Genomic DNA, 24,690 nt, shown 5'->3' with positions numbered 1-24,690 from the left:
CCGAATAGTCCAAGTCCTTAATAGTGGGTCACAAACCCTAATTGCTATATGGACACCAAGGGAAAAATCAGCAGGGAATTTTATCATTGCATAGGCATTTAAGCCTTGACCGTATAGGTAATCCGTCCCTGCTGAGGTTAGTTATTTATCCACAAAATTTGTGGATTTCTAAAGAAAAAAGAAGCAAAAAAGAAATAGTAATAATAATAGTAATGTCTTTAGGGAATTGCCAAGGCAAATCTAAAGGACCATATTATTATATAAAGTTGCGCCGTTGTGCCTCTGCGAGAAAAAGAAAGGTGCTCACAATATCGTGAGCACCTTTCTTGGCATTATGAGTAATCTCGCGCTGAGCGTCCGCATCCTTCGGAGGGGTTAGGGGAGGTTAGAATGTATACCTCAAACCCAGTTGCATGCCCCAGGTACTAATAGTATTTACGTTGCTTACAAACGTAGACGTTGGCAATACCGTGTTACCTGCATTATCCTTTACAGTGGCCATCTGGTAAACAGGCGCTGCAGTCGGAGAACCTGCAGTAGCTACATTCAGAATAGAAGAGTTGTTACCGCTACCTACATTCAGGCGTTGTTGTACGCCCCAGTTCGGATTGATGAAGTTACCGACGTTCATCATATCAATGGTAAACTGAAGTGTGTTGCGGCGTTTGCCGATATTGGTAAACAGATCCTGCATCAGTTTAAAATCGAAACGGCTGTAGAACGGATATTTCGCACCATAACGATCTGCGTATTGACCGCGGTGTTTGCTCAGATAAGCATCCTGATTAATGTAGGCATCAAACGCTGCAATCTGCTGTTGTTTGGTGAACAGTACGTTGCCTTTTGCATCTTTGATGTCAGCCCATTGCAGGTCGCCCGCTTTATTTGGAACATAGATCAGATCGGCATTTACACCATCTTTATTGATATCGGTATTGTACAGATAGCTAAAGCGACCGAGCGAAGCACCTTCATAATACAGCGACAGCGTTGTTCCGAAATGTTTACCATATTCAAAACGGTAAGAGATATTACCAACGAGGCGTTGCGGCGTCAGGTATTCGGACGGACTCAGCGCAATCGTGTTCGGTGAACTTGTGTTCGGCAGACCGTTCCACGCAGAGTTTGGCTGCGAACCTGGGTTTGAAGAAACATCTTCAGCATAAGTCAGCGTATAGTACAGGGATCCGTAGAAACCTTTACGTGCCGGACGAGCTACACCCACTGTGAAAGAGAAAGATTCGCCTTTGTTAGTGTTTTCCAGAATGTACACACCGCTCAGGTTGCTGTAAATGGTGTTTTTGGTCCAGTAAGGACGAGTGTCACCGCCATTATCTAATGTGGCTTGTGCCGTTGGCAGGTTGGCGTTGCGTTGGTATACGTTCTGAATATCTTTTGAGAAGATCATTTCCGCAGTACCGATCAAGCCCAGCCAAGGCAGTTTATAATCTACCGCGATATTCGTACGCCAGATCTGAGGCATTTTCAAATCAGGAGAAACCAGTGCAATCTGACCCGGAACTGATGTGCCGCCAGCTTGCGGGAAACGGTTTGGATTTTGAGACACGATTGAATTAGGATCGGTAGCTGAGGTGGCGAAATGAGCGTTGTTCAGGATCGCTGCATCTGAGTTTGACGAGCTTTGTAACACAACCTGGTTGGTGAGTGTACCAGAGTTGCCCGGCTGGTTGGTAAACCATACGAACGGCACGCGACCTGTGAAGATACCTGTTCCGCCGCGCAATTGCAGTTTGCGGTTACCGAGTGCATCCCAGTTAAACGCGATACGCGGAGAAACGAGCAGTCGTTGTTTTGGCCATTTGCTCACGTCATAGTGCGTGAGGTTGCCGTTTTTATCAGGCAGATTCAACGTATCGATGTATTGATTTTTCGGAAGGTCATTCATGTAGAATGGCATTTCCAGACGAACACCGTAAGTCAGCGTCATGCGGTTGGTCACGTTGTACTTGTCCTGCGCATAAACACTCGCCTGACCGTAGTTTACTTTTACATAAGTATTGCCACCCTGGTCGGCATAAGGATATGTATAACCAAATACAACCGGCGGTGCATCGTTGATGAAATCACTTACAGAAGCGTAGCGGTAATACATGGTGCCATAAGGCAGGTAGCTGTTGGCAAAGCTCATATAATCAAAAGCTGCACCGGCAGTGATGTTGTGCTTGCCGTTGGTATAAGTAAGGTTGTCGGTAACGTTGAAGTTTTTATTCTTAAGATCGTTGTTCAACGTAAATAATTCATACCCCAGACTGATATAGTTGTCGTTGATGTTTTTGCTGCTGGTAGCAATATCAATGAACGGGAACGGTGAACTTGGTGAAGTACGCTGATCACGTACATCAGAATAAGTACCGATGAGCTGGTTAGAAATTTTGTTGCTGAATGTGCTTGTTAACTCAGCTGTTGCAGAACGTACGGTGTGTTTAATGCCGTAGTTAGAATTCTGGAAAGCGAGTGAATTGGAGCCAATACGGTTATTGGTAATTCTAGAACCCGCAGCCGAAGTAGCATTTACAGTTTGGTCTTCTGTTGCGTCGAGTTGCGAATAGCTGATGTAGAATTTATGTTTCTGGCTGATGTCCCAGTCGATACGGGCGAGGAATTTCGTGTTCTTATTGGTAAAGGTATTACCATAGTTTTCATAACCACCGGGATCGTAACCATATTTTGATTTTACGTAGTCTGCTACTGCCTGGAGGCTATCTGCAGGTGTGCGGGAAACATTCGGACCAGTTACACCCGGACGGCTTGCCACCCAGTTTACACCCGGGTAAACATATTTCTCGTATTCGCCGTTTACAAAGAAGAATAGTTTGTTTTTAATGATCGGACCACCGAGGCGCGCACCATAAATATTGTTGGTGGTAGCTGCCTGATCAGGAAGATCTTGATTGCCGGCATGCATACCGTTGAAGGTCTGGTTGCGCCAGTATGTGTAGGCCGAACCATGAAATTCATTGGTACCGCTGCGCGTTACGGCATTGATGTTAGCGCCTGTGAAGCCGCTTTGACGGATGTCGTAAGGGGCAATGCCAATTTGCACTTCTTCGATTGCGTCCAGGGAGATAGGCTGTGCGCTACCACCAGGAAGGAGGTTGGAAGAAAGTCCGAAGCCATTGTTGAAATTGGCACCGTTGATCTGTACGTTGTTGTAACGACCATCACGGCCACCAAAAGAGTTACCGTTATTGACGCCGCTGCTGAAGCTTGGTCCACCTTGCGGAGACAGCCGGGTGAAATCGGTAAGACTGCGGGAAACGGTAGGCAATGTAGCCAGCTGCGTGGCACCGACATTGGTAGAAGCGCCGGTTCGCTGGTTGTTCATGATTGGGTTTCTGCCGCCAACGACTGCTACTTCCTGCAGCGTTTTGCCGCCTTCAGCCATTACCGCGTTCAGTTGGTATGGTTCACCGAGCGTCAGGTAAATATTATCATAAGTTTTCGTTTCGAAGCCGAGGTAGGATACTTCTACTTTGTAGGGACCACCTACACGCATATTTTGAATAAAAAAGCTACCATCATTTTGCGAAGCTGTCCCATAAACGGAACCGGTAGGTTGGTGAGTTGCGCGGACCGTTGCGCCTGGCAAACCTTTGTTTGCCTCATCCTTTACGAAGCCCGTCAGGCTGCTGGACGTGACCTGTGCTCTGGAATCCACTCCCAAAAGCAACATTAGTAAGAAGAAAAGTAAATGTTTGAGTCGCATAATAAATGGATTTCGTCGACAAAATTTGTGCATTTTTTAACAACATCAATTTCTGTGCCATTAAGTTTGAGTTAATACCCATTTGTTTAATTTTTTAAGTGAGTTGATTTTAAATCAGATAGAGTGACTTAACTTTTTTTCTGCCATTTGTGAGAAATGGACCATTTGTAACCGTTCTTTGTATTTATGAAGGAATTAGTCATTGCGTCAAATAACCAGGGCAAAATCAGAGAAATACGTCATCTGTTGCAAGACTTCGAATTGCTTTCATTGGCAGACATCAGCTTTACGGATGAAATCGAAGAGCCATATGATACTTTTGAAGAGAATGCTCAGGTAAAAGCCGCTACGATTTTTAATTTTTCAGGGAAGAATGTTTTTGCAGATGACAGTGGCATTTGTGTAGACGCCCTCAATGGGGCACCAGGTGTTTTTAGTGCACGTTATGCTGGTGAGCCTAAAGACGATGATCGCAACTTGCAGTTGGTACTTGAAAATATAAAGAATGCGACAAATCGAGCCGCACATTATAAAGCGGTCATTTGCCTGATTTGGGAAGAGCAGACTTATTTCTTTGAAGGAATTTGTCGTGGTACGTTGCTGGATGCACCACGCGGCGGTGGTGGTTTTGGTTACGATCCGATATTTGTGCCTGACGGTTACGATCAGACTTTTGCCGAGCTTTCGTTAGATATTAAAAACCAGATCAGCCACAGAGGCAAGGCGCTGAAGGCGATGGCGGCTTTTCTTAATGAAGGAATGCGATAATGAATGTGTTTAATGTGGGAAATGTGTCTCGCGTCGTTGCAACGAAAGAAGCAAGCTGCGCGAAATATTGAGCTTGCGTGTGTTTGTCATCCGAGATTCGAGGGATCCCGCGTAATGCAGTTCCAAATATTGCGGGACATCTCCTGCCGTCGATATGACATTTGGGTTAGACATTCGTGTTTGGTCCTCAACGGACAGTTGACAAATGTTCGTGTTGGTTATCCCGAGGTGTTTGTAGATTATAGAGGAAATCCTCGTGTTGGGGCTTACGTGTGTTTGTCATCCCGATAATAGGAGGGATCCCGCGTAATGCAGGCCCAAATATTGCGGAGCATCTCCTGCCGTCGATGTGACATTTTGGTTAGACATTCGTGTTTGGTCCTCACAACGGACAACTCACGATGCGTCTTTCGAGTCGCCATAGTTTTAAGCTTTGAGCTTTAGGCTTTCAGCTTTTTTGAATTTTGACTTTTGAATTTATAAGGATGAAGTTTTCTATCGGAGATAAAATAATACTGAAAAGAACGGGCGAAGAAGGGAATATCACTGCCTACCTCAACGACAAAATGTTGGAGGTGACGGTGGATGGCGTTACATTTCCGGTGTATGAAGATGAAGTAGATCATCCCTATCTGAAATGGTTTACTGAAAAAAATAAAGAACAAAAGAAAAAGAAGGCAGCGCCGGAGCAATTGCCTGTGGAGCAGCCCAACAAACGTCCGGAGCGACTGGCGAAGGGATTTTATCTTTCAATGCTACCTGTCTACAAAATGGATTTGATGGAAGAGGTGGTGGACCATCTGAAAGTGTATTTGTTGAATGAAACGCCAATTTCAGTGCACTATGTTTATGATGTGAAAGTAGGGGAGCGTAGCGTTTTCAAACATCAGGGGCAGCTGCATGCGTTCGGACATCTATACCTGCATAATATTTCATTTGAAAGCATGAACGATCAGCCGCGGTTCAATTGGGAATTGATAGCGATGGAAAATCCGGGTCAGTTTGCGTCTTTAGAAGGACAGCTGCGTATCAAGCCAGTAAAGCTTTTTGAGCAGATTTCAAAACTGCAGATGAACAACGAGCCGTCATTCAGTTATCTGCTTGCGGAAGATTTTTTGCCTGTTGCGAAAGAGAACTCCAAACAACCGGAACCGGAGAAAAAGTTCATTCCCGCACCCATTCCGAAAGACAAGATTATCCGTTCTTTTCATCAGCTGGAATTACCGCGCTATGAAGTGGATCTGCATGTAGAAGAATTAATGATCGATACAAAAGGGTTGACGAATACGGAAATCCTGCAGCTACAACTGGATGAACTGAGCAAAGCGTTAGCGCTGGCTGTCGCGCATCGTCAGGATCAGATGATTGTGATTCATGGATTGGGCAAGGGTATTCTCAGAGATGCAATCCATAAAATTCTGAAGGCCATGCCTGAAGTAGCGCGTTACAATAATGAATGGCAAGGCCGTTATGGGTTTGGTGCAACGGAGATTTTCTTTAAATATGATTAGGTGAATGGTGAATCGTCAATGGTGAATGTCCTGAGTTTCTCCGTAGAGACGTAGCCTGCTACGTCTCCGGATAATAAGTGTACGTAATGTCGGCTTGCGTTTGTTTGTCATGTCGACGATAGGAGACATCCCGCGATATGATAGACGCGAAATTAGATCCTCACGTCGTCGTTCGACCGGCATTTTTTGTTACAAACGCGGGTAAAAAACAAACATGAGCAACTGTCAATTGAAAGAATCAGTCCCGTCGAATTTCAAGTGCTTTCAGCATCTCGTCTGTCAGTTCATCAGAATAAATACCAGCGCCGTTTACGAGCACACCTTTGATATTATATTTTGGAGAAGATATAGCGTAGAGTGTAGCCTCATCTGCCGGATCTGTATTGCCTTCAAAACGATACACCTTGTCGATGATGAATTCGTCATGCAAAACTTGTAAGTCTTTGCTTGCGAGGTGTGTGCGTTGTAAATTGAAATTTTCTGTATAACCCTCTCCTCTGAGGTGTTCCATAACCTGTGATAACGTGTCCATGCCTGCCATCTTTTTTTTAGTGAATTTACATATTATCAGAATTACCGCAACAATAAGATTGTCTGAACTTTTTCATTGTAAAAAAATACAGCTGTTTTTTTCTGAATGTACTCTGGAAAGTGAGATATAGAGCGTATTTTTGCACGCAAATTTTCCGGATATGGCGCCTCAAATCGATCAAAACGTTCTGCTGGAACAATTTCAGGACTTAAGAAGACTGGATAATACTCAAGGATTGGAAGAAATGCTGAATGAACAAAACATCAGCGATGTCGAAGTATTGATCGATGAGTTCCCCGAGTCTGCGTCCTTAATCATTTCCCTTTTGTCTATTCACCGGGCAGCTTCGGTTTTTAAAATATTGGATCAGGGCGTTCAGGAAGATATTATTCGTGAAATGCCACCGCATAAAATTGCGGAACTGCTCAACGAATTACCTGCGGATGACCGTACGTCATTCCTGGAAGAGTTACCGAGCAGTGCAGTAAAAGAACTGATCAAACTGCTGGATCCAGAAGAACGGAAAGTGACGCTGAGTCTACTCGGTTATAAAGAAGGTTCTGTTGGTCGTTTGATGACACCCGATTATATCGCGGTGTTCCCCAACTGGACGGTACAAAACGTACTCGATTATATCCGTCACTTTGGCAAGGACAGCGAAACCATCGATGTCATTTACGTAATTGATGAAGATGGTAAACTGATCGATGACGTAAGAATCCGTGAATTTCTCCTGGCGAGCCCGGATAAAAAAGTAAGTGATATTATTGACGGCCGATTCATTACGCTCAATGTAAATGATGAGCAAAGTGTGGCCAATGAAGTATTTAAAATGAACAACCGCGTGGCTTTGCCGGTGGTTGACGACCATAATGTGTTGCTCGGCATCGTGACGATTGATGACGTGCTCTGGGTGACCAATGAGGAATTCGTTGAGGATATGGTGAAAATGGGTGGTACCGAAGCCCTCGATGAGCCTTACCTCGACATGCCGATCTTGAAGCTCGTGAAGAAACGAGCCGGTTGGCTTGTGATTCTCTTCTTGAGTGAAATGCTTACTGCTACAGCGATGCAACACTTCCAGGGCGAGATTGAAAAAGCAATTGTACTTTCCCTGTTTATTCCGCTCATCATGAGTAGTGGTGGTAATAGTGGTTCGCAGGCGTCCACGCTGATCATACAGGCAATGGCGTTGGGTGAAATAAAAATTGGCGACTGGTGGCGTGTCATGCGTCGTGAACTGATGTCTGGTTCTTTATTAGGTGCTATTCTTGGTTGTATTGGTTACGTCCGTATTGTTATCTGGCAAAACCTGCACATATTTGATTACGGACCGCACTGGAGATTAGTGGCGCTTACTATTCTGTTTTCTCTCTTTGGAATTGTACTATGGGGTAGCCTGATGGGCTCAATGCTCCCGATCATTCTCAAGAAATGCAAGCTCGATCCTGCATCTTCATCAGCACCTTTCGTGGCAACGCTTGTGGATGTAACGGGTATTATTATTTATTTCAGCGTGGCATATATTTTCCTGCAGGGAGTATTGCTCGGTTAATTGTAACTGGCGCGAGAGTTCCGAAGGGCGCTCGTGTCCACCATACTTCCAGTCTCCGATTGGATTCGACCTGCGGTCTTTGTGATGCCAGTCAGAGACTGGCCATATCCTTAGACACGAGAGCGCTACGCTAACTCTCGCGCCAGAATAAAACATAAAAAAGCCAGACTGTTTCAAGCAGTCCGGCTTTTTTATTATCCTAAAGTTTCGCGACGAATTAACCCTTTACCCGATTACCCATTTAACCTTATACAGGCAAATCCCAATCTCCATTCAACTTCAAAACCTTTTCCAGCACGTCACGTACACAGCCGAAGCCGCCGTTAAACGGAGAAATGTATAACGCTTTTTCACGGATCTCCGATACAGCATCATTCGGGCAAGAAGGTAGTCCGCAACATTGCATTACTGCATAGTCGGGAATATCATCGCCCATGTACAAAGCGTTTTTCAGTTCGATATTGTATTTCGCAGCCAGTTCATGCAGCTTGGCTTTTTTGTCTTTGACACCAATATGTACTTCGGTAATACCGAGTTTATTCAGACGAATCTGTGCTGCTTCAGAAGTGCCGCCACTGATCACCCAAACCTGGTAGCCTTTTTTCACCGCCAGTTGCAGCGCATAACCATCTTTGATATTCATACGACGTAGTTGGTGACCGTCTTCCAGCACCAGCAAGGTGCCGTCGGTAAGTACGCCATCAATATCGAAAACAAAAGCCCGGATTGGGGCGAATAGTTCAAGCAGATTCATTAATCCTGATTATCGCGCCATTCATAAACCCAGCTCGACTGGATCATTTCCAGGTGGCCTTCATTACTTTCTTCGCGTTTGCCTACGAAATGGGGTAGTTCTAATACCCATTCCAGCAGGTCTGTAAAACGAACGCGGTATATTTTGCTTTCAGTAAACTCGTCACCGAATTTTTCATACAGTTTCAGTGCGATATCCTCGTAATCATTCCAATGAATCGGTGGTTCAAAATGAGACATTATCTAAAAAATTTAAAAGTCAAAAGTAAAAAGTAAAAAACGCTCAAAGGCTGAAAGCCCAACGCCGAAAGCTCAAAACTTAAACCTACGCGAGCGAAGGACGCGTGGGGAGTTCTCCTCCTTTGGAGGAGCTAGAGGAGGCTTAGTCACCATGAATTGTGCTCTGATCTGGTAACGTTACTTCCAGTACGCCGCCTTTGCCTTCCAGAATGCATTGACAAGCCAGACGCGAGTTGAGGCGCGGATTACGGGCGCGATCAATAAAGTCTTCTTCTTTGTCAGAAAGTTCAGGAACGAGTTCTTCGCCGCTTTCAAGGTAGAGATGACAAGTGCTGCAAGCGCAAACCATACCACAATTGTGGTGCAGTTCAATATTATTGTCGAGCGCTACTTCCAGAACGCTTTGTCCGCCCTCCACATTATCAATAGTGATTGGTTCCAGTCCTTTTTGTTCAAATGAAAACTTAATGGTAAACATGAATATATACAGTCTAATTTGGCCGCAAAGTTAACGGTTCAAATCCGTTTCTGTATGCCCTTGTTGATACATGTTTTCTATTGACGCCGTGATGCTCTTGTAAAGCTGATGCCATTCAGGGTGTGCAGATAACATATTTAAGTGTCTTTCTATTGTAGGAAGATCACCTCTTTTTGCCGGACCGGTCTGTACATTTTTCGCCGGAACTGTCATTACGCGCTCAAAAGTTTGTCGCAGAATTGGGAGCAGAATATCATAGGGCAACTGCTGTTCCGTACATATTTCTTCGCAGAGTGCTACCAGATGATTCGTGAAATTATTAGCGATTACAGCCGTAAGATGCAGCCATTGCCGCTGAGTTGTATTTGCGGGAAACGCCTTATCAGAAAAGCTTTTGATGATCTCTTGAATGATTTGACCTGCGTGCTCGGTATTTGCTTCCCATGCTACCGGAATATCGCGATGCTGTGGAAATCCGGTTTTAAGAATAGAGTAGACTGGCCATAATACACCCGTGTTTTCGGATGTATTACCCAGTGCGCTCGTAGCCGTGGTACCTGAAGTATGGATCAGTACTGCCTTCGTGTTGTGCAATTGCGCCCCAATTTCCGGGATGCCTGTGTCCGTTACAGCAATAATACAGACGTCTGCCTTGGTCAATTCCTGAATATTGTCAAGCACGTTTGCCTGTAAAGCGCCCGCCAAGGCGGTTACTGCTGCTTTGTTACGGCCATATATACCGTTGCATGTATGTCCGCTTTGTATTAGTTTTTGCCCTAAAAACCAGGCCATATTGCCGTTTCCCGCGATGGTGAACTGCATGGAATTTATTTTTTACGGTTTGCAACATAATAGGTTTCCATCAGCGTTCGTACGCGGTCCTTTAGTTCTGCTGCGTCATCGGCCGTTAATCCTTCCGTAGATATCGGTTCCAGAAAATCAATTCGGATGGGCATTGGTTGCGCCCAGCCGTTGATGTTATGTGGTAAAATGCGCCCTGTATTGAAGATGAGTGCCGGAATGATTGGCTTTTGCGCTTTTATCGCTGTGACAAACGCGCCATCGTAAAACGGTTGCAGAGGCTGATCTGTTTTATTACGTGTTCCTTCGGGATACAGACAAAGATGTAAGCCTTTCTGTAATGCCTCTTGCATTTTGGTAAAGCTTTCGCGGCGGCTATTTGCCTTTTTACGATCTACCAGAATGGAGCCTGCTTTATAGATCAGACCAAACAAAGGAGTTTTGGCCATTTCAGCTTTGGCCAGCGTTTTATTCGGACCTGGAATCCACGGAGAAGAAACCGGGATATCGGCCAGTGAATTGTGATTGCACACCACTACATAGTTCTCGCCCTTTTTAAAATTTTGCTTGCCGCGACGACGAACCGGACAAAATACCAATGGCAGATACACACCCATCCAGAGTCTGAAAATCGGCTGTAAGTATTGCGAGCGGCGCGGTTCGGTGAATAAAGTAGTCATCCAGATCGGGATAATAACGATCAGCATGGTAGCAGTAAACAGAATAATGGCGTAGACGAAGTAGATGTGTCCTAAAACCCTTTTCAGAGGATTCATACTATTGATGTATTGGAGATTTGTGATTTCTGATTGATATAAAAACCAATCACTTCAAACGTAAAGAAAACAAAGATAGCCGATAGTTCTGTGTTGTGTGGAAAAATGCGTGGCTGGTTTCGCTATGAGACTTAGATATTTATTATCGGCATTTACCGCTGAATGTTTTTGATGCGTTAATATTAAAATTGGCTATATGTATATAGGTAATTTTATATTCTAAATTTTTATTTTATGAAAAAGCTGGTTGCTATGGCAGTGCCCGTTGCCCCGGGAAAAACAGAATTATGGGAAAGCTTTATGAATGAACTGCAATCTAAATACAAACAGCAGTTTGCCGATTCCCGCAAGAAATTTGGTGTTCGGGAAAGAACATTCATTCAGAAAACACCAATGGGAGACCTTGTGTTAGTGACTCTGGAGGGCGAAGATCCGGTAAAATCTTTCAATGATTTTACACACGGACAGGATGAATTTACCAAATGGTTCGTTGAAAAAGTAAACGAAATCCATGGTATGGACATCCGTGTGATGAACCAGGAAGCAATGCCAACTCTGGTAATTGATTCGGAAGGATAGTTATTCGCCGGGCGGTGAAAAAACGCTTTGCGTGCGGAACATGCCTTCCAGCAAACTGTATAGCTTCGGATGGTGTATTTCCAGCTGTTCTGGTTTTTCGAAAAAATACTCGGCGATCACGGCAAAAAACTCTGCGTCGTTGGTGCCTCCGTATAGGTCAATATCAGAATGCATGGAGCGAATCTTAATGATTTCTTCGTGCATCTGATTGACCCACGGAATGATGTATGGATTTTGCAAAAGGTATTCGGGAATGCCGTCTACCGCGCCATCTGCTTTATCCAGCAAATGCACGAATTCGTGAATGCCTGTGTTGTGCCCGTCATTATATTCGAAACCAGAGCGCAATGCCGGCTGTGAAAGGATCATCTGGCGGTTCATGGCACCGCTGCCCACCATGCCCAGAATATTTCGGTCGTTTTCGCCGGCTTGCTCATATCCTTCATTAAAACGATCAGGATAGAGCAGCACTTCGTCAATATTATTATAGCGCCAGTCCGGAAATGCAAAAATCGGAATGATAGCACTGGCGGCCACCAGCATACGGTCGAGGTCGGTGACCGTAGTTCCTACTCCAGTTATAGCCGTACGGCCCAGGAAGTCCTGAACACGTTTTGCAAAGGATTTTTTCTGTTCCGGAGTAAGTTTCTGGTAAAAGCGCACATGTTGTTCCAGCATGGCGCTATTATTAGTCGGTAAACTAACTGGCTTTTCTTTCTTGTTCTTTTTTCGTACGATCAGCCAGAGGATGAATGCTGCAATGACAAGAAACCACATAAATCTGTTTTTAAGACTAGTGTTCGTTTAGGCTTCGTCGATTAATTGAATGCCTGATTTTGCAAAATCTATTTTTCTTTGTTTATAAAGTGCGCCGATAGCCATCTTGAAAGCTTTTTTGCTGACGCCGAAAAATGCATAGATTTCGTCAGAGTCAGACTTGTCATGATAAGGCAGGTAACCACCGTTTTCGCGCAACAATTGTAAAATATTCTCTTCAATGGTGGCGACTTTGGCATAACCCATCTCACCTACACCAACGTCAATTTTATTGTCCGGGCGAATGGTCTTGATAAAGCCCTTTAGTTTTTCACCTACTTTCAGCTCACGGAAGACATCGTCATAATGTAACAAACCGATGTGCAGGTTATTGATGATGACTACGTATCCAAGATCAGATTCGCGTTGTACAAACAGATCGACTGGTTCTTTTTCTACGACAGTCAGGTCTTCGTTGTCGAGCAGGCGGTTAATGCGTTCTGTAGCGGCAACACGTCCGGTCTGTTCGTCGAGATAGATCAGTACTGTATAATATTGGCCTTCGACGATGCGGGAAAGCTGTTGTGACAGCGGCATAAACAGGTCTTTCATCAATCCCCAGTCAAGAAAAGCCCCCTGACGGGTGCTACCTACGGCTTTCAGCGAGACAATGTCGCCCACAATGCCATAAGGCTTTTGCGTAGTAGCGATCAGGCGGTTTTCTGAATCGTGGTAAATGAAAACTTCAATTTCATCTCCTTCTTTCAGACCTCTCGGAACAAATCTTTTTGGCAGCAGAATTTCTTCGCCGTCGCCATCCAGATACATTCCGAAATCTACCTCTTTCACCACTCTCAGTGTGCTATATTGTCCTGCTTGTATCATCGTAATATTATAAAAGTTAAAGGGGTAATTTGTTAAATGTCAAATCGGTTATAAGGTTAAAACGGCAGTTGGCTACCGCGATATTTTAGCCCTTTAGTTTTTTAACTAATTCATGCGAAATTGATTATCCCTTTGCTGTAAAGGTAAAGTTTTTGCGCTGCTAAACGAACTGGCCCTTTGGGCGGAAATGCTTTTGGGCCGGACATTTCTAGAGCGTACCCAAAAATTGCATGGTGTCTGCGCCATCTGCATAATCAAACAAAGAAGGTTCCTGCGCCTGGCCGAAATTAATGAGATCGTGACCGACGATACATTGCACATCGCCGCTTTGGAGCAGTTCTAAAGCCAATTCCTGTTTGCTGTTATAATAGCGGTAATGCAGTACGCTTACCGCAGAAAAAGGCAGTTTATTTTCAATCAGCAGCACAGATTCATTGGTGATATACGGTACTTTATTCAGCAGGTACAACGCCAGATGGTAATCGTAATTGTTTTTGTATTTGTGGTGGAGCATCATTTCATCTCGCTGACGGAAATTGGCCAGCAGCGGCTCGAAATCGTAGCCCTCGGGAACGCAGAGTTGCGTGATATTTCGACAGCCAAGGCCGTAGTAAGTAAAGACATCGTCGGCCAGCAAATTCAATTCGGCTTCGGTTTCTTTGCCATCAAGAATGGCGACAGAAGTTCTGTTCTTGCGGATGATATGCGGATATTTCTGAAAATATTGTTCGAAATAACGAGCCGAATTATTGCTGCCGGTAGCGATATAGGCATCACAACCTTTCAATAGCTCGGAAAACTGTACTTGTTCATTTATCGAAGCATCCCAGGTAGCCATTTTTTCTACCAGATGTTTCAGTAAGATTTCGTCTTTCGAAGAAAGTTTGATCAATAAATGATGACCGGTGATATAACCGCACAGAAAATCATGAAAACCCACCAGCGGAATATTTCCCGCCATTACAATACCTACTTTTTTAGGTTCTTTTGGCAATGGATATTGATTTGCCCAGGCTTCCAGTTTGTCTTGCTGTAAAAAATTATCAACGATATTCTGAATGGCAGTGTTTAGAAAAGGTTCGGTAAACCAGGAGTTTTTGATGATGGCATGCTGTTTTACCTGCTGCCAGGTTTCGTCTTCCGAACACATATAGGCACCTAAACGGGTCAATATTTCAATTCTACTTGCTAAACTGCTCACGATCTGTTTCATTTCTGGTGCGAAATTGTAACTTTGTATCGATAAAAACTAAAATTAAGACCGAATATGGCTATTAAGATAACAGATGAATGTATCAATTGCGGCGCTTGTGAGCCGGAATGTCCTAATAATGCTATTTATGAAGGCGGCGTAGAATGGGCTATCGCTGACGGTACCTCGGTGAAAGGTTCTTTCACTTTGATGGACGGAAGCACAACTGATGCCGGCGCTCGTCATCAACCGATTGCAGTAGATTCTTATTATATTGTTCCAAATAAATGTACGGAGTGCCAGGGTTTCCACGAAGAACCACAATGTGCTGCCGTTTGTCCGGTAGACTGTTGTGTGCCTGATGATATGTACAAAGAAACAGTAGACGAACTGCTGGAAAAGAAAGAAAAACTGCATTTATAATATAAGCGAACGCTTATAGATAGGATATTAAAAGAGAGTCCCACGGTATCGTGGGACTCTCTTTTAATATCAATTCAAAAGTCAAAATCTGTGGATGGGTTGTTTTAAGTGCGACTTTGTACGTTATAAGTTGTATCAGTACTCTTTCGCTGGCGTATTAACCTATTAACTTATTAACCCTTGCGGATCTGAGTCGCGCTGGGACGCCCCTTCAGGGGATGGGGTTAATCCATTCCGCCCAGTATTGCATTAATCAGTGACACCACAATGCTGAACAGCATCGCATACCAGAAGCCATCCACCCGGAATCCATCTACCAGCTTTGCACAAAGCAAAATGATCACGGCGTTTATCACCAATAAAAATAAACCGAGCGTGAGGATTGTAACCGGGATCGTCAGTATGACCAGCAATGGTTTCAGGAATGCATTCAACAGCCCCAGAATAATGGCCACAATAATGGCGACACCAAAACTGCGCACATGCACGCCGGGCAAAATATAAGCGCCGGCAAATACCGCAAGCGCACTGATCAATATTCTGACGATGATTCCCATAGTGATAATTTTATTTTGAAATTACGGCAAAATTGTGAGTGGTGAATAGTCAGTTGTGAGTGCCTGCGTACAATAATTTTGCGTCGGCAGAATTTTTACCAACTCACAACTGACCATTCACAGATTAGTATTTCAAAATTGCTGTGTCTGCTTTTTTCTTCCAGCTGCTGTTTACCTGCGAAAGGCTGTCTATATTGGCTGCCAGTGTGCGAAGGTACATTGGACCGAAATGAGCGTTGTTGATTCGCTTGTTTGTCTTGCCGTATTTAATATTATAAATGATGCCCGGAATGTCGCTGATACGGCTTACATATTCGTTCTGGCAAGTATCGACACGATATTTTGAAAACTGTTTCATCAAATTCTGCGCTTTCGATTTACCAATATTTGTTTCATACACGCCCTGATGATCGGTATAATACTGGCCGGAGTAACGAACCAGGCCATTATCGTAGATCTCCACGGAATATACCGGACAACGGCCGAAGCATGCCGTGCGGTTCATTTTTACGTAGGAAATTTTCTTTTGCGCGCAAGCGAAGAGGGATATCATCAATACAGGCAACAGGCTCAATGCTAGTTTTCTCATTTTCGTTATTTTTCAGCTTTTTACAAAGATAAGCTCCTTTTTGAGGCGCCTGTTTTAATTGATCACAAATATGTTGCCAAAAGATTCGGCGGAAGCGTTGTTTAACAGAATTGTATTAAGTATGGCCCCAGGAATCGGTCCAAGACTTGCGTGTGCATTAGTCGACCGTTTCGGTTCGCCCGATGGTGTATTGGCGGCCACTCCAAAAGAATTGATACAAGTGTCGCGCATGACAGAGGCAAAGGCGCGTGCTTTAAAAGATCCGGAAATTTTAACAAGAGCAGAAGCGGAGCTGACATTTATCGCCGATCATAATGTTCAAACTTATTTTCTCACCGATGATAATTATCCGCAGCGGTTGCGCGATTGCCACGATGCGCCCATCATGCTATTTGGCAAGGGGAATACATCTTTAGAGGCAGAAAAGACTGTTGCTATTATTGGCACCAGAAAGAATACGGATTATGGATTGAAACTCACTGAGGAGCTAGTTGACGGGCTGAAGGAAGTGCCGGGCATTTTGGTGATTAGTGGGCTCGCGTATGGAATCGATGCTATTGCACACAAGAAAGCTGTAAAATCAGGTGTTCCAACGCTAGGCGTATTGGCGCATGGGCTCGATAATATTTATCCGCCTATGCATAAAAATCTTTCATTGGAGATGCTGGGAAATGGTGGTTTGCTAACTGAATTTACATCTGGCACCAATCCAGACCGTTCTAATTTTCCGATAAGGAACCGTATTGTGGCGGGACTAAGTGATGTGACGGTTGTGGTGGAAAGTGATATAAAAGGTGGCGCTATTATTACGGCAATGTTGGCTGCAAGCTATCATCGGGAGGTTATGGCTTTTCCCGGCCGCATTACTGATACACGCTCTGCCGGCTGCAATGATCTGCTGCAGAAAAACATGGCGAGCATGATTACGAGGGCAGGGGATTTACTGTCTCTGATGCGGTGGGCTGCGAATACCGGCGTTTCAGCAAAACCTCAATTGCTATTTCCTGATTTGCAACCTGAAGAACAGAAGATCATCGATATTTTGCAGGGCAAGGAATCTGTTCATAGCGATGAGCTTTTTCATCTTACCGGATTTCCGGCATCGTCATTGGCGTCTACATTATTGCAGCTGGAAATGCTGGGTGCAGTGAAAACCTTGCCAGGGAAGCGATATAAGCTTGCGTGAGTTGTCTGTTGTAGGTCGTGAACCGCCAATTTAAAGGGTAATTCAAAATTTGATCACTCACCATTAATTAAATGTCACGTACATTTTATCGAAATTCAGAATCATCTCGTCGAATTGTTCCATGACGTCCTGGCCGATGTTACCATATACCATTTCTGAGCCGGAACGGATAGGTTTGGTAAGAATCGTAACAGTTGGTAACGTAGCTGTTTTGTCGCCAATATAGAATTTGAACTTCTTTAGCTGATAGGCTTCCATGCTGCGTTTGCCACCGGCACTTTCAAATTCTGTAACCTTACGTTTGCCTTTGCGCTGAATATAATTTGAGTGGAGTACATAGTAAGTATCGAAGAGATCGGTGATTTTCGCACCGGTATCAAAATGGAAATTGTAAACGCCTTTGTCCGTGCCCATTTGAACCATTGGAAACAGGCCATGTATTGCTAGATTTGATTCCGTAAAAGGCAGCGCAGTTTCATTTGCAGGTATTTCCAATGTTCCCTTTCTGTAAATATGCACTTCTTTTAGTGCGCTGATTACCGGAAAACCAATAATGCCGTGAATCGTATATTGTATTTTTGAAAACGTGAGCGCATCATCCGGCATAATCATGAAGACCACATTGTGTAAAACCATATTGCCGATATTCAGGCTGTCTGCAATTCCCAGCGAAGTGGTGACTACAGTACCCTGAAATCCGTGCACATCAAAATGGGTTGAAAAGCGGCGCAGTTTCATTTTATCAGCCACAGAAGAGGTAACTGTAGAAATATTAGCACCCGTGTCAAAAATAAAGTCATCCTGCCAGTTGCCACTGCTTACAGGCAGCGTCCATAAGCTTGCTGCATCTTTTTTTATGGGCAGCTGAATATCAGAATGTATTTCTACACGCTGTGGCGGCACGTTTGCCAGCGAACCCCATATTTTATTCGTATTAGCTACATCTCCGATAATCACCGGATCGAGCACATGATTATAGTGTTGGAGCAATACGTCACCCAGTGCTGCTGCGTCTTTGTAACGGTAGGTTTTGCAGTAATTGTCGCGCTGCACCTGCAGCAGATTGGCAATCTCTTTCGGGTACCAGTCGTCTTTTTTCAGTGCCATAAATGAATCTACCCGGCGAATGGAAAGTTCATTCCGGTTAAAAGCATTGTCTACAAAAGCAGTAAAATAGAGTCTTGCATCGGCATCGATAGTGGAACCGTGTTTAGCCAGTTCATCGCGCAGCCGGAAAAAATCGGCCTGATCAAGGTAATCCCTGAGCTCCCTTTGGGCAAAGGAAGGAGCACTAAAAATAAATAAGAAGAAAATTAAAAAACCAGTTGTCTGTTTAATCATTCGTAATGTTTTCGGGATGCAATCGCTCTGTCAGCATTTTCTTTACTGCAGGCCATTCATCATCTATAATGCTGAACATATAAGAGTCGCGCGGTTTCCCATCTTTTCCGATGCGGTCTTTTCGGAGTACCCCTTCAAACGTGGCGCCAATTTTCAATATCGCCGCACGGGATCTGAGATTAGTGTCACGTGTTTTTAATTGCACCCGCTGTGCGCCGAGGGTTTCAAAGCAATATTGTAATAGCAGCAGTTTGGTTTCAGTGTTACAATCCGTTCCCCAGCTCGATGGATCGTTCCAGGTCCAGCCGATTTCCAGTTTGCGATGTTGTTGAAATATCTCAAAAAGCCGCGTGCTGCCAATGACACGGTTGTCACTTTTCTTAATGATCGTAAACGGATATTGCTCCCCGTTCATGCGCTTCAGAATCGCTGATTGCAGCTCCAGTTCCAGTTTTTGTTCATCGGTGCCGTCAAATGGCAAATGCGTCCAGATATCAGGCTGTCTGCCAATTTCGATAAGGTCTGCAAAATGTACGCGGTCCAGTGGAACCAATGTAACGAGATTGCCTTCTAATATTACAGGATGATGAATCCAGTTTGTCATAGATCAGGGTCGTTTATTTATGCATTATGCAATTTACGAAAATTGGTCAATGGTGAATGGTCAATACCGTCCATATGTTTTTGTGCAAAGAATGTCGTCCCGCCTTCATCTTCAGATGGGTATTCACCATTGACTATTCACCACTCACCGTTTTAACTTAATTTTACCTGCAATGAGTGAAAAACAGACGATACTGGAATGTGTCCCTAATTTCAGTGAAGGAAAAGATCCTGTAAAAATCAACGCGATCGCAGATGCCATTCGTTCGGTGCCGGGCGTGAAGCTGTTACATATTGATATAAGTCCGGCTGCTAACCGCACGGTAATGACATTTGCCGGAGAACCTGAAGCAGTGGTAGAAGCTGCCTTTCGTGCCATTAAAAAAGCTTCCGAAATTATTGATATGCGTGAGCAGGGAGGGGTACACCCGCGTATCGGTGCCACCGATGTTTGTCCGCTGGTGCCGCTGTCCGGTATTACGATGGACGAAGCTGTAGCCTGGTCGAAGAATTTGGCAGAACGGGCAGGGGCGCTTGGTATTCCTGTTTATCTCTATGAATATTCTGCCGAAAAACCATATCGGAAAGCATTACCTGATATTCGTAAAGGCGAATATGAAGGATTGGCGGAGAAAATGAAAAATGCGGAATGGGTACCGGATTTTGGTCCAAAGGAATTTGTGCCGGAAAAAGGAGCGACCGTGATTGGGGCCCGCGATATCCTGGTGGCGTTTAATATTTCTCTGAATACACAAGATGTAACTAAAGCTAGTTATATAGCCGATCGCATTCGTGAACGTGGTCATTTTATTACAGAAAATGGGAAACGGAAACGCATACCGGGCCTGATGCCGAAAGTGCGTGCAATCGGGTGGTATATGGCCGATTTTGAATGTGCACAGGTGTCGATGAATTTGCTGGATTATCGCATTTCGTCACCGCTGCAGGTTTGGGAGGCATGTACAGCCGTTGCTTCGGAACTTGGCGTGACATTACTCGGCAGTGAGCTGATTGGTTTGATGCCGGAAGCCTGTTTGATAGAAGCTGGTACTTTTTCTTACCTGAAAAGACAACTGCCAATACCGGAAGACCGTCAGTTGCTGATTTATGCGGCAATCGAGTATCTTGGTCTCAATAAAGTAAAACCGTTTGATCCGCAGGAAAAAATTTTAGAATACGCTTTGAATAATGAGCAATTGACCTTTAGATAATTGACAATTGACCCCGCACAGTACTGTGGGGGACAATTGACAGTTGCCCCGTATTTGTGCCACTCGCATTTGTCACATCGACGGTAGGAGATGTCCCGCGAATTGAGTGCCTTTTCATCGCTCACATGAATCGACTCCGCTCACCATGACAAACGTGTTAGGGTTTCCCGCAAAGATGCAAAAGATGCAAGATGCAATGCAACAGCTTACACGGGCATTCGCAACCGACAATTCACTATTTGCCATTCACCATTGACCATTGACAATAAGAAACATGAAATTTCAATTATTCTCTTTCGTAAGAATTCTTTTATATCCCTTTGCACTGATTTACGGTGCCATTGTTTGGCTGCGCAACCGTTTATATGATACCGGTTTTTCATCGTCCGTTAGTTTTAGCATACCAGTTATTACCGTTGGCAATCTTTCTGTAGGCGGTACTGGTAAAACGCCACACGTAGAATACCTTATCCGTTTGTTGCAGTACCGCTTTAATGTCGCGACGATGAGCCGCGGTTATAAAAGACGTACGCAAGGCTTTTTGATGGCCAATGAAAACACCAATGCACTGAAGATTGGCGACGAACCGATGCAGTACCATATGAAGTTTCCGGAAATAGCTGTAAGTGTAGCAGAAGAACGCATGACCGGCATTCCATATCTGATTCAGAGCAGACCAGACACCGAAGTTATTTTACTCGATGATGCGTTTCAGCATCGTTCTGTAAAAGCCGGGATGAATATTCTCATTACCGATTATTCCCGTCCGTTTTACAGCGATTATATTTTGCCTTATGGCCGTCTGCGTGAAGGCCGCAGTGCATATAAGCGTGCCGATATCATCATCGTATCCAAATGTCCGCAGCAATTGACGCAGCAGGAAGCCGACACGATTAGAGTGCATATAAATCCGCTGCCGGATCAGCATTTGTTTTTCTCCACAATTCGCTATGAAAAACCGTACGATTTTTTCACGAATGAAGTAGTGGCGCTGGAAGAAAAACATGTTGTGCTGGTCTGCTGCATTGCCCGTCCGGAGCCGTTGGTAAGCCATGTAGAAGGTATTTCAAAAGGGGTGCATGTGCTTTCTTATCCTGATCATCACTATTTCGTGAGCAAGGATATGGAAGAAATCAAAGCAGCTTACGGGAACTGGAATGTGACCGATAAAGTTATTGTGACAACGGAAAAAGATGCGGCGAGGTTGCATTTACATAAAGACAAACTTAAGGATTGGGGTATACAGATCGTCGTGCTGCCAATTGCCGTAGAGATCTTATTAGGCAAAGGTTCTGCGTTTGATCAACTGGTAACGCGCTATACGGAAAAAGCGTTGGCAGAACATAACGGACTCTCTGACCTGGATAGCATGGACATCAGTTTTGATGAGGTCGAATAAATACTTATCCCAAGTGAAATCCTTATTAATTTTCATTTAGGGAATTGCCGTATTGCTTTATTGGAGCGTATTTGCTTATATTTAGTGAATTAAATAATTAGAATGAGCGCAAGAAAACATCATAAGAAAGGAAAAGAACATGTCGCTGAACATTTGTACAAAGGTAAACTGGAAGTAACGCGCAGTGGTATGGGGTTTGTGATCGTGGAAGGATTGGAACGGGATATTCTCGTTAAAAAAGAAAACCTCGGAACCGGCCTGAATGGAGATGAAGTAAGAGTTGCAGTATTGCATAGCAGCAAGAATGGCCGTCAGGAAGGAGTAATAAAAGAGGTATTACACCGTAAGCAAACCGAATTTAACGGACGACTTGAAGTGCATGCACATTATGCATTTTTGGTACCATCCAAAGACAATATTCCGGTAGATATTTTCATACCACTTCATTTACTGCATAATGCAAAACATGGTGATCAGGCCATTGTACGTATTATTGAATGGAGCGAGAAAGCAAAAAATCCGGTAGGTGAAGTCATCAGCATTCTTACCAATGAAACGGCAAATGAAATTGCCATGCAGGGAATATTGGTGGAAAACGGATTTCCACTTACGTTTCCGGATGAAGTAATGGAAGAAGCGGCACGTTTTCCGGAAGGTGTGGCCAGCGATGAAGTGAAGAAAAGAAAAGACTTCCGCAAGACGTTGACCATTACCATTGATCCGGCAGATGCCAAAGATTTTGATGATGCTATTTCCTTCAAAACGCTAAGAGGCGGTAATTATGAAATCGGCGTACATATTGCCGACGTAAGCCATTATATTCATGCCGACGGCGATCTGGATAAAGAAGCATATCGCCGTGCAACGAGCGTTTATCTGCCAGATCGTGTATTGCCAATGCTTCCGGAACGTTTATCGAATGAATTGTGTTCATTGCGTCCGGATGAAGATAAATATGCATTCTCTGCCGTTTTTCAAATCACGAAAGCGGGTAAAATAAAAGACTATTGGCTGGGTAAAACGGTGATCCGTTCACAACGCCGGTATGCGTATGAAGAAGTGCAGGAAATCATTGAAGGTGCCAGCGGCGATTATGAAAAAGAAATTCATATCCTGAACGGTATCGCGCAAAATCTGCGTGCGCAGCGTTTCAAAAAAGGAGCCATTAATTTTTCTTCAACAGAAGTTCGCTTTAAGCTGGACGAACATGCAGTGCCGATTGGCATTATTGTAAAAGAAAGCAAGCAGGCACATCAGCTGATTGAAGAGTTTATGTTGCTCGCTAACAGAACGGTCGCTGAATATGTTTCCAATATTAAAGTAAAAGACAAGCCAGTACCATTCCCGTACCGTGTGCATGATGTGCCGGACGAGGATAAACTGAAGTTATTTACCACATTTGCCACGCGTTTTGGTGTTCGTTTCGATTTGAATTCACCGGAAAGCATTGCGCATTCCTTCAATGAAATGCTGGCGATGGTGCAGGGTAAACCAGAGCAACATGTGCTGGAAAGCCTCGGTATCCGCACAATGGCGAAAGCCGTGTATACGACGGAAAATATCGGTCACTACGGCCTCGGATTTGAAAACTATTGTCACTTCACTTCGCCGATCCGTCGTTATCCCGATGTATTGGTACACCGTATTTTGTTTGAATGCCTCGAATCTGATATTCATCCGATCAAGCAACTGGAGCAGCAATGCCGTCATTGCAGCGATCAGGAACGCCGGGCAATGGAATCAGAACGGAGTGCCAATAAGTATAAACAGGTTGAATACATGCAAAGCTATGTGGGGGAAGATTTCGATGCTGTAATCAGTGGTGTGGCCAGTTTTGGTTTCTGGGCAGAGACTGTGGAACAGAAATGTGAGGGTATGGTGTCTATTGCGGACCTCGCAGAGTTTGATGATTTTGAGTTGCTGGAACATGAATATGCACTTGTAGGACGCAATACAGGCCTTCGTTTCCGGATGGGCGATAAAGTTCGTGTACGTGTGGTTTCTGCAAACCTTGATAAACGCCAGATCGATTATACGATTCTCGAATTGCCTGTACAGCGCAGACGTTCGCCTTTAGATACAGCGACGGCGCAAAAAAACTATCAGGTGAAACCTCCGAAATCTGCAAAACCGAAAAAGAATCCGACAGGGAAATCGGTGCCACAGAAAAGGAAGAAAAAATAGTCACTCATAAATCTGAAGTGAAAAAAACCGCGCTTTTTTAGCGCGGTTTTTTTATAGGAATTGTTTCTGGTTTATTGTTTAGTGTTGACCATTGTGGTTGCCATTATCGTGGTTACCATTGTGGTTACCATTGTCGTGATAGCCGCCGTGGTTTTGGTCGCCATTGTGATTGCCGTTATCATGCCATTCGTTATGGCGTGGATGCTGAGGGTTAGCGTAGTATTTGTTGATATGGCTATCGCGGATCGCGGTTTGGTCATAACGGCCTTTGTAACTACCGTATTGAGCTCTGTAGTCTCTATCGTGCAACCAGGGACTAGGCTGGTTGATCACTACTTTATGAACCCTGTACAAGTCTATATTGGCATATGGGCCGGGAAGGCTCGGGCCGGTGATCCATTGGCCGCCTTGCGGGTAAACGAACACGCTTCGATTGATATCATAATAACAACCTGCATCCGGAATATAATAGTATTGCGCCTGATTGTATCCTACCGGACCCCACAATGGTTGACTGCCGATATTAACCTGGATCTGAACTTGCGCCTTCGCTGTAGGAACCGTAACTGCACCGCCGATAAACATCATTGCGAGCATTAAAACAACTCTTTTCATAAAAATGGTTTTTACTTACTTAGAAAGGA

The 24,690-nt window shown here is 44.3% G+C and carries 24 protein-coding genes; 9 read left to right on the top strand and 15 right to left on the bottom strand.

The window, feature by feature from the left end; genetic code table 11:
• Window positions 1–385: 385 nt before the first annotated feature.
• Window positions 386–3,727: a TonB-dependent receptor gene (locus DN068_RS19860; protein WP_207799061.1), complete on the bottom strand. Its 3,342-nt coding sequence runs from the start codon at window positions 3,725–3,727 to the stop codon at window positions 386–388.
• A gap of 186 nt (window positions 3,728–3,913) precedes the next feature.
• Between DN068_RS19860 and rdgB the strand changes: the two genes are divergently transcribed.
• The gene (gene rdgB / locus DN068_RS19855) at window positions 3,914–4,495 is read left to right on the top strand and encodes an RdgB/HAM1 family non-canonical purine NTP pyrophosphatase (RefSeq protein WP_111000696.1); all 582 of its coding nucleotides are present in this window, start codon (window positions 3,914–3,916) and stop codon (window positions 4,493–4,495) included.
• Between the two features lie 485 nt (window positions 4,496–4,980).
• Window positions 4,981–6,006: a Smr/MutS family protein gene (locus tag DN068_RS19850; RefSeq protein WP_111000695.1), complete on the top strand. Its 1,026-nt coding sequence runs from the start codon at window positions 4,981–4,983 to the stop codon at window positions 6,004–6,006.
• Window positions 6,007–6,244: 238 nt separating this feature from the next.
• On the opposite strand, the gene DN068_RS19845 is transcribed toward DN068_RS19850, so the two are convergent.
• Window positions 6,245–6,538: a phosphoribosylpyrophosphate synthetase gene (locus tag DN068_RS19845; RefSeq protein WP_207799059.1), complete on the bottom strand. Its 294-nt coding sequence runs from the start codon at window positions 6,536–6,538 to the stop codon at window positions 6,245–6,247.
• A gap of 160 nt (window positions 6,539–6,698) precedes the next feature.
• Between DN068_RS19845 and mgtE the strand changes: the two genes are divergently transcribed.
• The gene (gene mgtE, locus DN068_RS19840) at window positions 6,699–8,093 is read left to right on the top strand and encodes a magnesium transporter (RefSeq protein WP_111000693.1); all 1,395 of its coding nucleotides are present in this window, start codon (window positions 6,699–6,701) and stop codon (window positions 8,091–8,093) included.
• Between the two features lie 247 nt (window positions 8,094–8,340).
• Here the strand turns inward: mgtE and DN068_RS19835 are convergent, their stop codons facing one another.
• The 5 genes from DN068_RS19835 to DN068_RS19815 all read right to left on the bottom strand — a co-directional run bounded on the left by DN068_RS19835 (window position 8,341) and on the right by DN068_RS19815 (window position 11,141).
• Window positions 8,341–8,847, bottom strand: coding sequence for a KdsC family phosphatase (locus tag DN068_RS19835; protein WP_111000692.1), 507 nt, complete (start codon window positions 8,845–8,847; stop codon window positions 8,341–8,343).
• A complete protein-coding gene (gene iscX, locus DN068_RS19830) occupies window positions 8,847–9,086 on the bottom strand; it encodes a Fe-S cluster assembly protein IscX (RefSeq protein WP_207799057.1) in 240 nt (79 codons plus the stop codon). The genes DN068_RS19835 and iscX overlap by 1 nt, the downstream gene beginning before the upstream one ends.
• Before the next feature lie 142 nt (window positions 9,087–9,228).
• Window positions 9,229–9,564 (bottom strand): 2Fe-2S iron-sulfur cluster-binding protein, encoded by a 336-nt coding sequence (locus DN068_RS19825; protein WP_165836470.1) that lies wholly within the window; start codon window positions 9,562–9,564, stop codon window positions 9,229–9,231.
• 30 nt (window positions 9,565–9,594) lie between these two features.
• Entirely contained in the window at window positions 9,595–10,386 is a 792-nt protein-coding gene (locus tag DN068_RS19820) for a Rossmann-like and DUF2520 domain-containing protein (protein ID WP_111000689.1), read from the bottom strand.
• Window positions 10,387–10,391: 5 nt separating this feature from the next.
• Window positions 10,392–11,141, bottom strand: a complete 750-nt coding sequence (locus tag DN068_RS19815) for a lysophospholipid acyltransferase family protein (protein WP_111000688.1) — start codon at window positions 11,139–11,141, stop codon at window positions 10,392–10,394.
• Window positions 11,142–11,375: 234 nt separating this feature from the next.
• On the opposite strand from DN068_RS19815, the gene DN068_RS19810 reads away from it, so the two are divergent.
• On the top strand, window positions 11,376–11,720 hold the full coding sequence (locus DN068_RS19810; RefSeq protein WP_111000687.1) for a hypothetical protein: 345 nt from the start codon (window positions 11,376–11,378) through the stop codon (window positions 11,718–11,720).
• Here the strand turns inward: DN068_RS19810 and DN068_RS19805 are convergent, their stop codons facing one another.
• The 3 genes from DN068_RS19805 to DN068_RS19795 form a co-directional block, all read right to left on the bottom strand.
• Window positions 11,721–12,497, bottom strand: a complete 777-nt coding sequence (locus DN068_RS19805; RefSeq protein WP_111000686.1) for a M90 family metallopeptidase — start codon at window positions 12,495–12,497, stop codon at window positions 11,721–11,723.
• 27 nt (window positions 12,498–12,524) lie between these two features.
• Window positions 12,525–13,361, bottom strand: coding sequence for a CvfB family protein (locus tag DN068_RS19800; RefSeq protein WP_111000685.1), 837 nt, complete (start codon window positions 13,359–13,361; stop codon window positions 12,525–12,527).
• A gap of 208 nt (window positions 13,362–13,569) precedes the next feature.
• Window positions 13,570–14,574 carry an acyl-CoA reductase gene (locus DN068_RS19795; RefSeq protein ID WP_111000684.1) on the bottom strand — a complete coding sequence of 335 codons (1,005 nt, stop codon included), beginning with the start codon at window positions 14,572–14,574 and terminating at the stop codon, window positions 13,570–13,572.
• Between the two features lie 54 nt (window positions 14,575–14,628).
• On the opposite strand from DN068_RS19795, the gene DN068_RS19790 reads away from it, so the two are divergent.
• A complete protein-coding gene (locus tag DN068_RS19790; RefSeq protein ID WP_111000683.1) occupies window positions 14,629–14,976 on the top strand; it encodes a 4Fe-4S dicluster domain-containing protein in 348 nt (115 codons plus the stop codon).
• Between the two features lie 224 nt (window positions 14,977–15,200).
• On the opposite strand, the gene DN068_RS19785 is transcribed toward DN068_RS19790, so the two are convergent.
• Window positions 15,201–15,533, bottom strand: a complete 333-nt coding sequence (locus tag DN068_RS19785; protein ID WP_111000682.1) for a phage holin family protein — start codon at window positions 15,531–15,533, stop codon at window positions 15,201–15,203.
• Between the two features lie 124 nt (window positions 15,534–15,657).
• Window positions 15,658–16,122, bottom strand: a complete 465-nt coding sequence (locus DN068_RS19780) for a DUF6438 domain-containing protein (RefSeq protein WP_111000681.1) — start codon at window positions 16,120–16,122, stop codon at window positions 15,658–15,660.
• A 121-nt stretch (window positions 16,123–16,243) separates the two neighbouring features.
• Here DN068_RS19780 and dprA point away from each other — a divergent pair, with 121 nt between their 5' ends.
• Window positions 16,244–17,308, top strand: a complete 1,065-nt coding sequence (dprA, locus tag DN068_RS19775) for a DNA-processing protein DprA (RefSeq protein WP_207799055.1) — start codon at window positions 16,244–16,246, stop codon at window positions 17,306–17,308.
• A 63-nt stretch (window positions 17,309–17,371) separates the two neighbouring features.
• Here the strand turns inward: dprA and DN068_RS19770 are convergent, their stop codons facing one another.
• The gene (locus DN068_RS19770; RefSeq protein WP_111000679.1) at window positions 17,372–18,649 is read right to left on the bottom strand and encodes a retropepsin-like aspartic protease; all 1,278 of its coding nucleotides are present in this window, start codon (window positions 18,647–18,649) and stop codon (window positions 17,372–17,374) included.
• A complete protein-coding gene (locus DN068_RS19765; protein ID WP_111000678.1) occupies window positions 18,642–19,253 on the bottom strand; it encodes a GNAT family N-acetyltransferase in 612 nt (203 codons plus the stop codon). The genes DN068_RS19770 and DN068_RS19765 overlap by 8 nt, the downstream gene beginning before the upstream one ends.
• 172 nt (window positions 19,254–19,425) lie before the next feature.
• Between DN068_RS19765 and ftcD the strand changes: the two genes are divergently transcribed.
• From ftcD to rnr, 3 genes are all read left to right on the top strand, one after another.
• Window positions 19,426–20,463 (top strand): glutamate formimidoyltransferase, encoded by a 1,038-nt coding sequence (gene ftcD, locus DN068_RS19760; protein ID WP_111000677.1) that lies wholly within the window; start codon window positions 19,426–19,428, stop codon window positions 20,461–20,463.
• Window positions 20,464–20,737: 274 nt separating this feature from the next.
• The gene (gene lpxK, locus DN068_RS19755; protein WP_111000676.1) at window positions 20,738–21,862 is read left to right on the top strand and encodes a tetraacyldisaccharide 4'-kinase; all 1,125 of its coding nucleotides are present in this window, start codon (window positions 20,738–20,740) and stop codon (window positions 21,860–21,862) included.
• Window positions 21,863–21,964: 102 nt separating this feature from the next.
• Window positions 21,965–24,046 (top strand): ribonuclease R, encoded by a 2,082-nt coding sequence (gene rnr / locus DN068_RS19750; protein WP_111000675.1) that lies wholly within the window; start codon window positions 21,965–21,967, stop codon window positions 24,044–24,046.
• Window positions 24,047–24,124: 78 nt separating this feature from the next.
• Here the strand turns inward: rnr and DN068_RS19745 are convergent, their stop codons facing one another.
• Window positions 24,125–24,661 carry a hypothetical protein gene (locus DN068_RS19745; RefSeq protein ID WP_123985422.1) on the bottom strand — a complete coding sequence of 179 codons (537 nt, stop codon included), beginning with the start codon at window positions 24,659–24,661 and terminating at the stop codon, window positions 24,125–24,127.
• Window positions 24,662–24,690: the final 29 nt, after the last annotated feature.

The sequence above is a fragment of the Taibaiella soli genome, from assembly GCF_003236175.1.
Lineage (GTDB): Bacteria > Bacteroidota > Bacteroidia > Chitinophagales > Chitinophagaceae > QKTW01.
Note: the sequence above shows the minus strand (reverse complement) of the source record. Positions and strands in the feature narration are given on the sequence as shown.

Coding starts and splice junctions, on each gene's coding strand:
- DN068_RS19845 (WP_207799059.1), bottom strand. CDS start 6,538: ATGGACACGTTATCACAGGTTATGGAACACCTCAGAGGAGAGGGTTAT.
- lpxK (WP_111000676.1), top strand. CDS start 20,738: ATGAAATTTCAATTATTCTCTTTCGTAAGAATTCTTTTATATCCCTTT.
- DN068_RS19805 (WP_111000686.1), bottom strand. CDS start 12,497: ATGTGGTTTCTTGTCATTGCAGCATTCATCCTCTGGCTGATCGTACGA.
- DN068_RS19800 (WP_111000685.1), bottom strand. CDS start 13,361: ATGATACAAGCAGGACAATATAGCACACTGAGAGTGGTGAAAGAGGTA.
- ftcD (WP_111000677.1), top strand. CDS start 19,426: ATGAGTGAAAAACAGACGATACTGGAATGTGTCCCTAATTTCAGTGAA.
- DN068_RS19780 (WP_111000681.1), bottom strand. CDS start 16,122: ATGAGAAAACTAGCATTGAGCCTGTTGCCTGTATTGATGATATCCCTC.
- DN068_RS19835 (WP_111000692.1), bottom strand. CDS start 8,847: ATGAATCTGCTTGAACTATTCGCCCCAATCCGGGCTTTTGTTTTCGAT.
- DN068_RS19815 (WP_111000688.1), bottom strand. CDS start 11,141: ATGAATCCTCTGAAAAGGGTTTTAGGACACATCTACTTCGTCTACGCC.
- DN068_RS19810 (WP_111000687.1), top strand. CDS start 11,376: ATGAAAAAGCTGGTTGCTATGGCAGTGCCCGTTGCCCCGGGAAAAACA.
- rdgB (WP_111000696.1), top strand. CDS start 3,914: ATGAAGGAATTAGTCATTGCGTCAAATAACCAGGGCAAAATCAGAGAA.
- DN068_RS19790 (WP_111000683.1), top strand. CDS start 14,629: ATGGCTATTAAGATAACAGATGAATGTATCAATTGCGGCGCTTGTGAG.
- DN068_RS19785 (WP_111000682.1), bottom strand. CDS start 15,533: ATGGGAATCATCGTCAGAATATTGATCAGTGCGCTTGCGGTATTTGCC.
- DN068_RS19850 (WP_111000695.1), top strand. CDS start 4,981: ATGAAGTTTTCTATCGGAGATAAAATAATACTGAAAAGAACGGGCGAA.
- DN068_RS19820 (WP_111000689.1), bottom strand. CDS start 10,386: ATGCAGTTCACCATCGCGGGAAACGGCAATATGGCCTGGTTTTTAGGG.
- DN068_RS19825 (WP_165836470.1), bottom strand. CDS start 9,564: ATGTTTACCATTAAGTTTTCATTTGAACAAAAAGGACTGGAACCAATC.
- iscX (WP_207799057.1), bottom strand. CDS start 9,086: ATGTCTCATTTTGAACCACCGATTCATTGGAATGATTACGAGGATATC.
- DN068_RS19745 (WP_123985422.1), bottom strand. CDS start 24,661: ATGAAAAGAGTTGTTTTAATGCTCGCAATGATGTTTATCGGCGGTGCA.
- DN068_RS19770 (WP_111000679.1), bottom strand. CDS start 18,649: ATGATTAAACAGACAACTGGTTTTTTAATTTTCTTCTTATTTATTTTT.
- DN068_RS19795 (WP_111000684.1), bottom strand. CDS start 14,574: ATGAAACAGATCGTGAGCAGTTTAGCAAGTAGAATTGAAATATTGACC.
- rnr (WP_111000675.1), top strand. CDS start 21,965: ATGAGCGCAAGAAAACATCATAAGAAAGGAAAAGAACATGTCGCTGAA.
- mgtE (WP_111000693.1), top strand. CDS start 6,699: ATGGCGCCTCAAATCGATCAAAACGTTCTGCTGGAACAATTTCAGGAC.
- dprA (WP_207799055.1), top strand. CDS start 16,244: ATGGCCCCAGGAATCGGTCCAAGACTTGCGTGTGCATTAGTCGACCGT.
- DN068_RS19860 (WP_207799061.1), bottom strand. CDS start 3,727: ATGCGACTCAAACATTTACTTTTCTTCTTACTAATGTTGCTTTTGGGA.
- DN068_RS19765 (WP_111000678.1), bottom strand. CDS start 19,253: ATGACAAACTGGATTCATCATCCTGTAATATTAGAAGGCAATCTCGTT.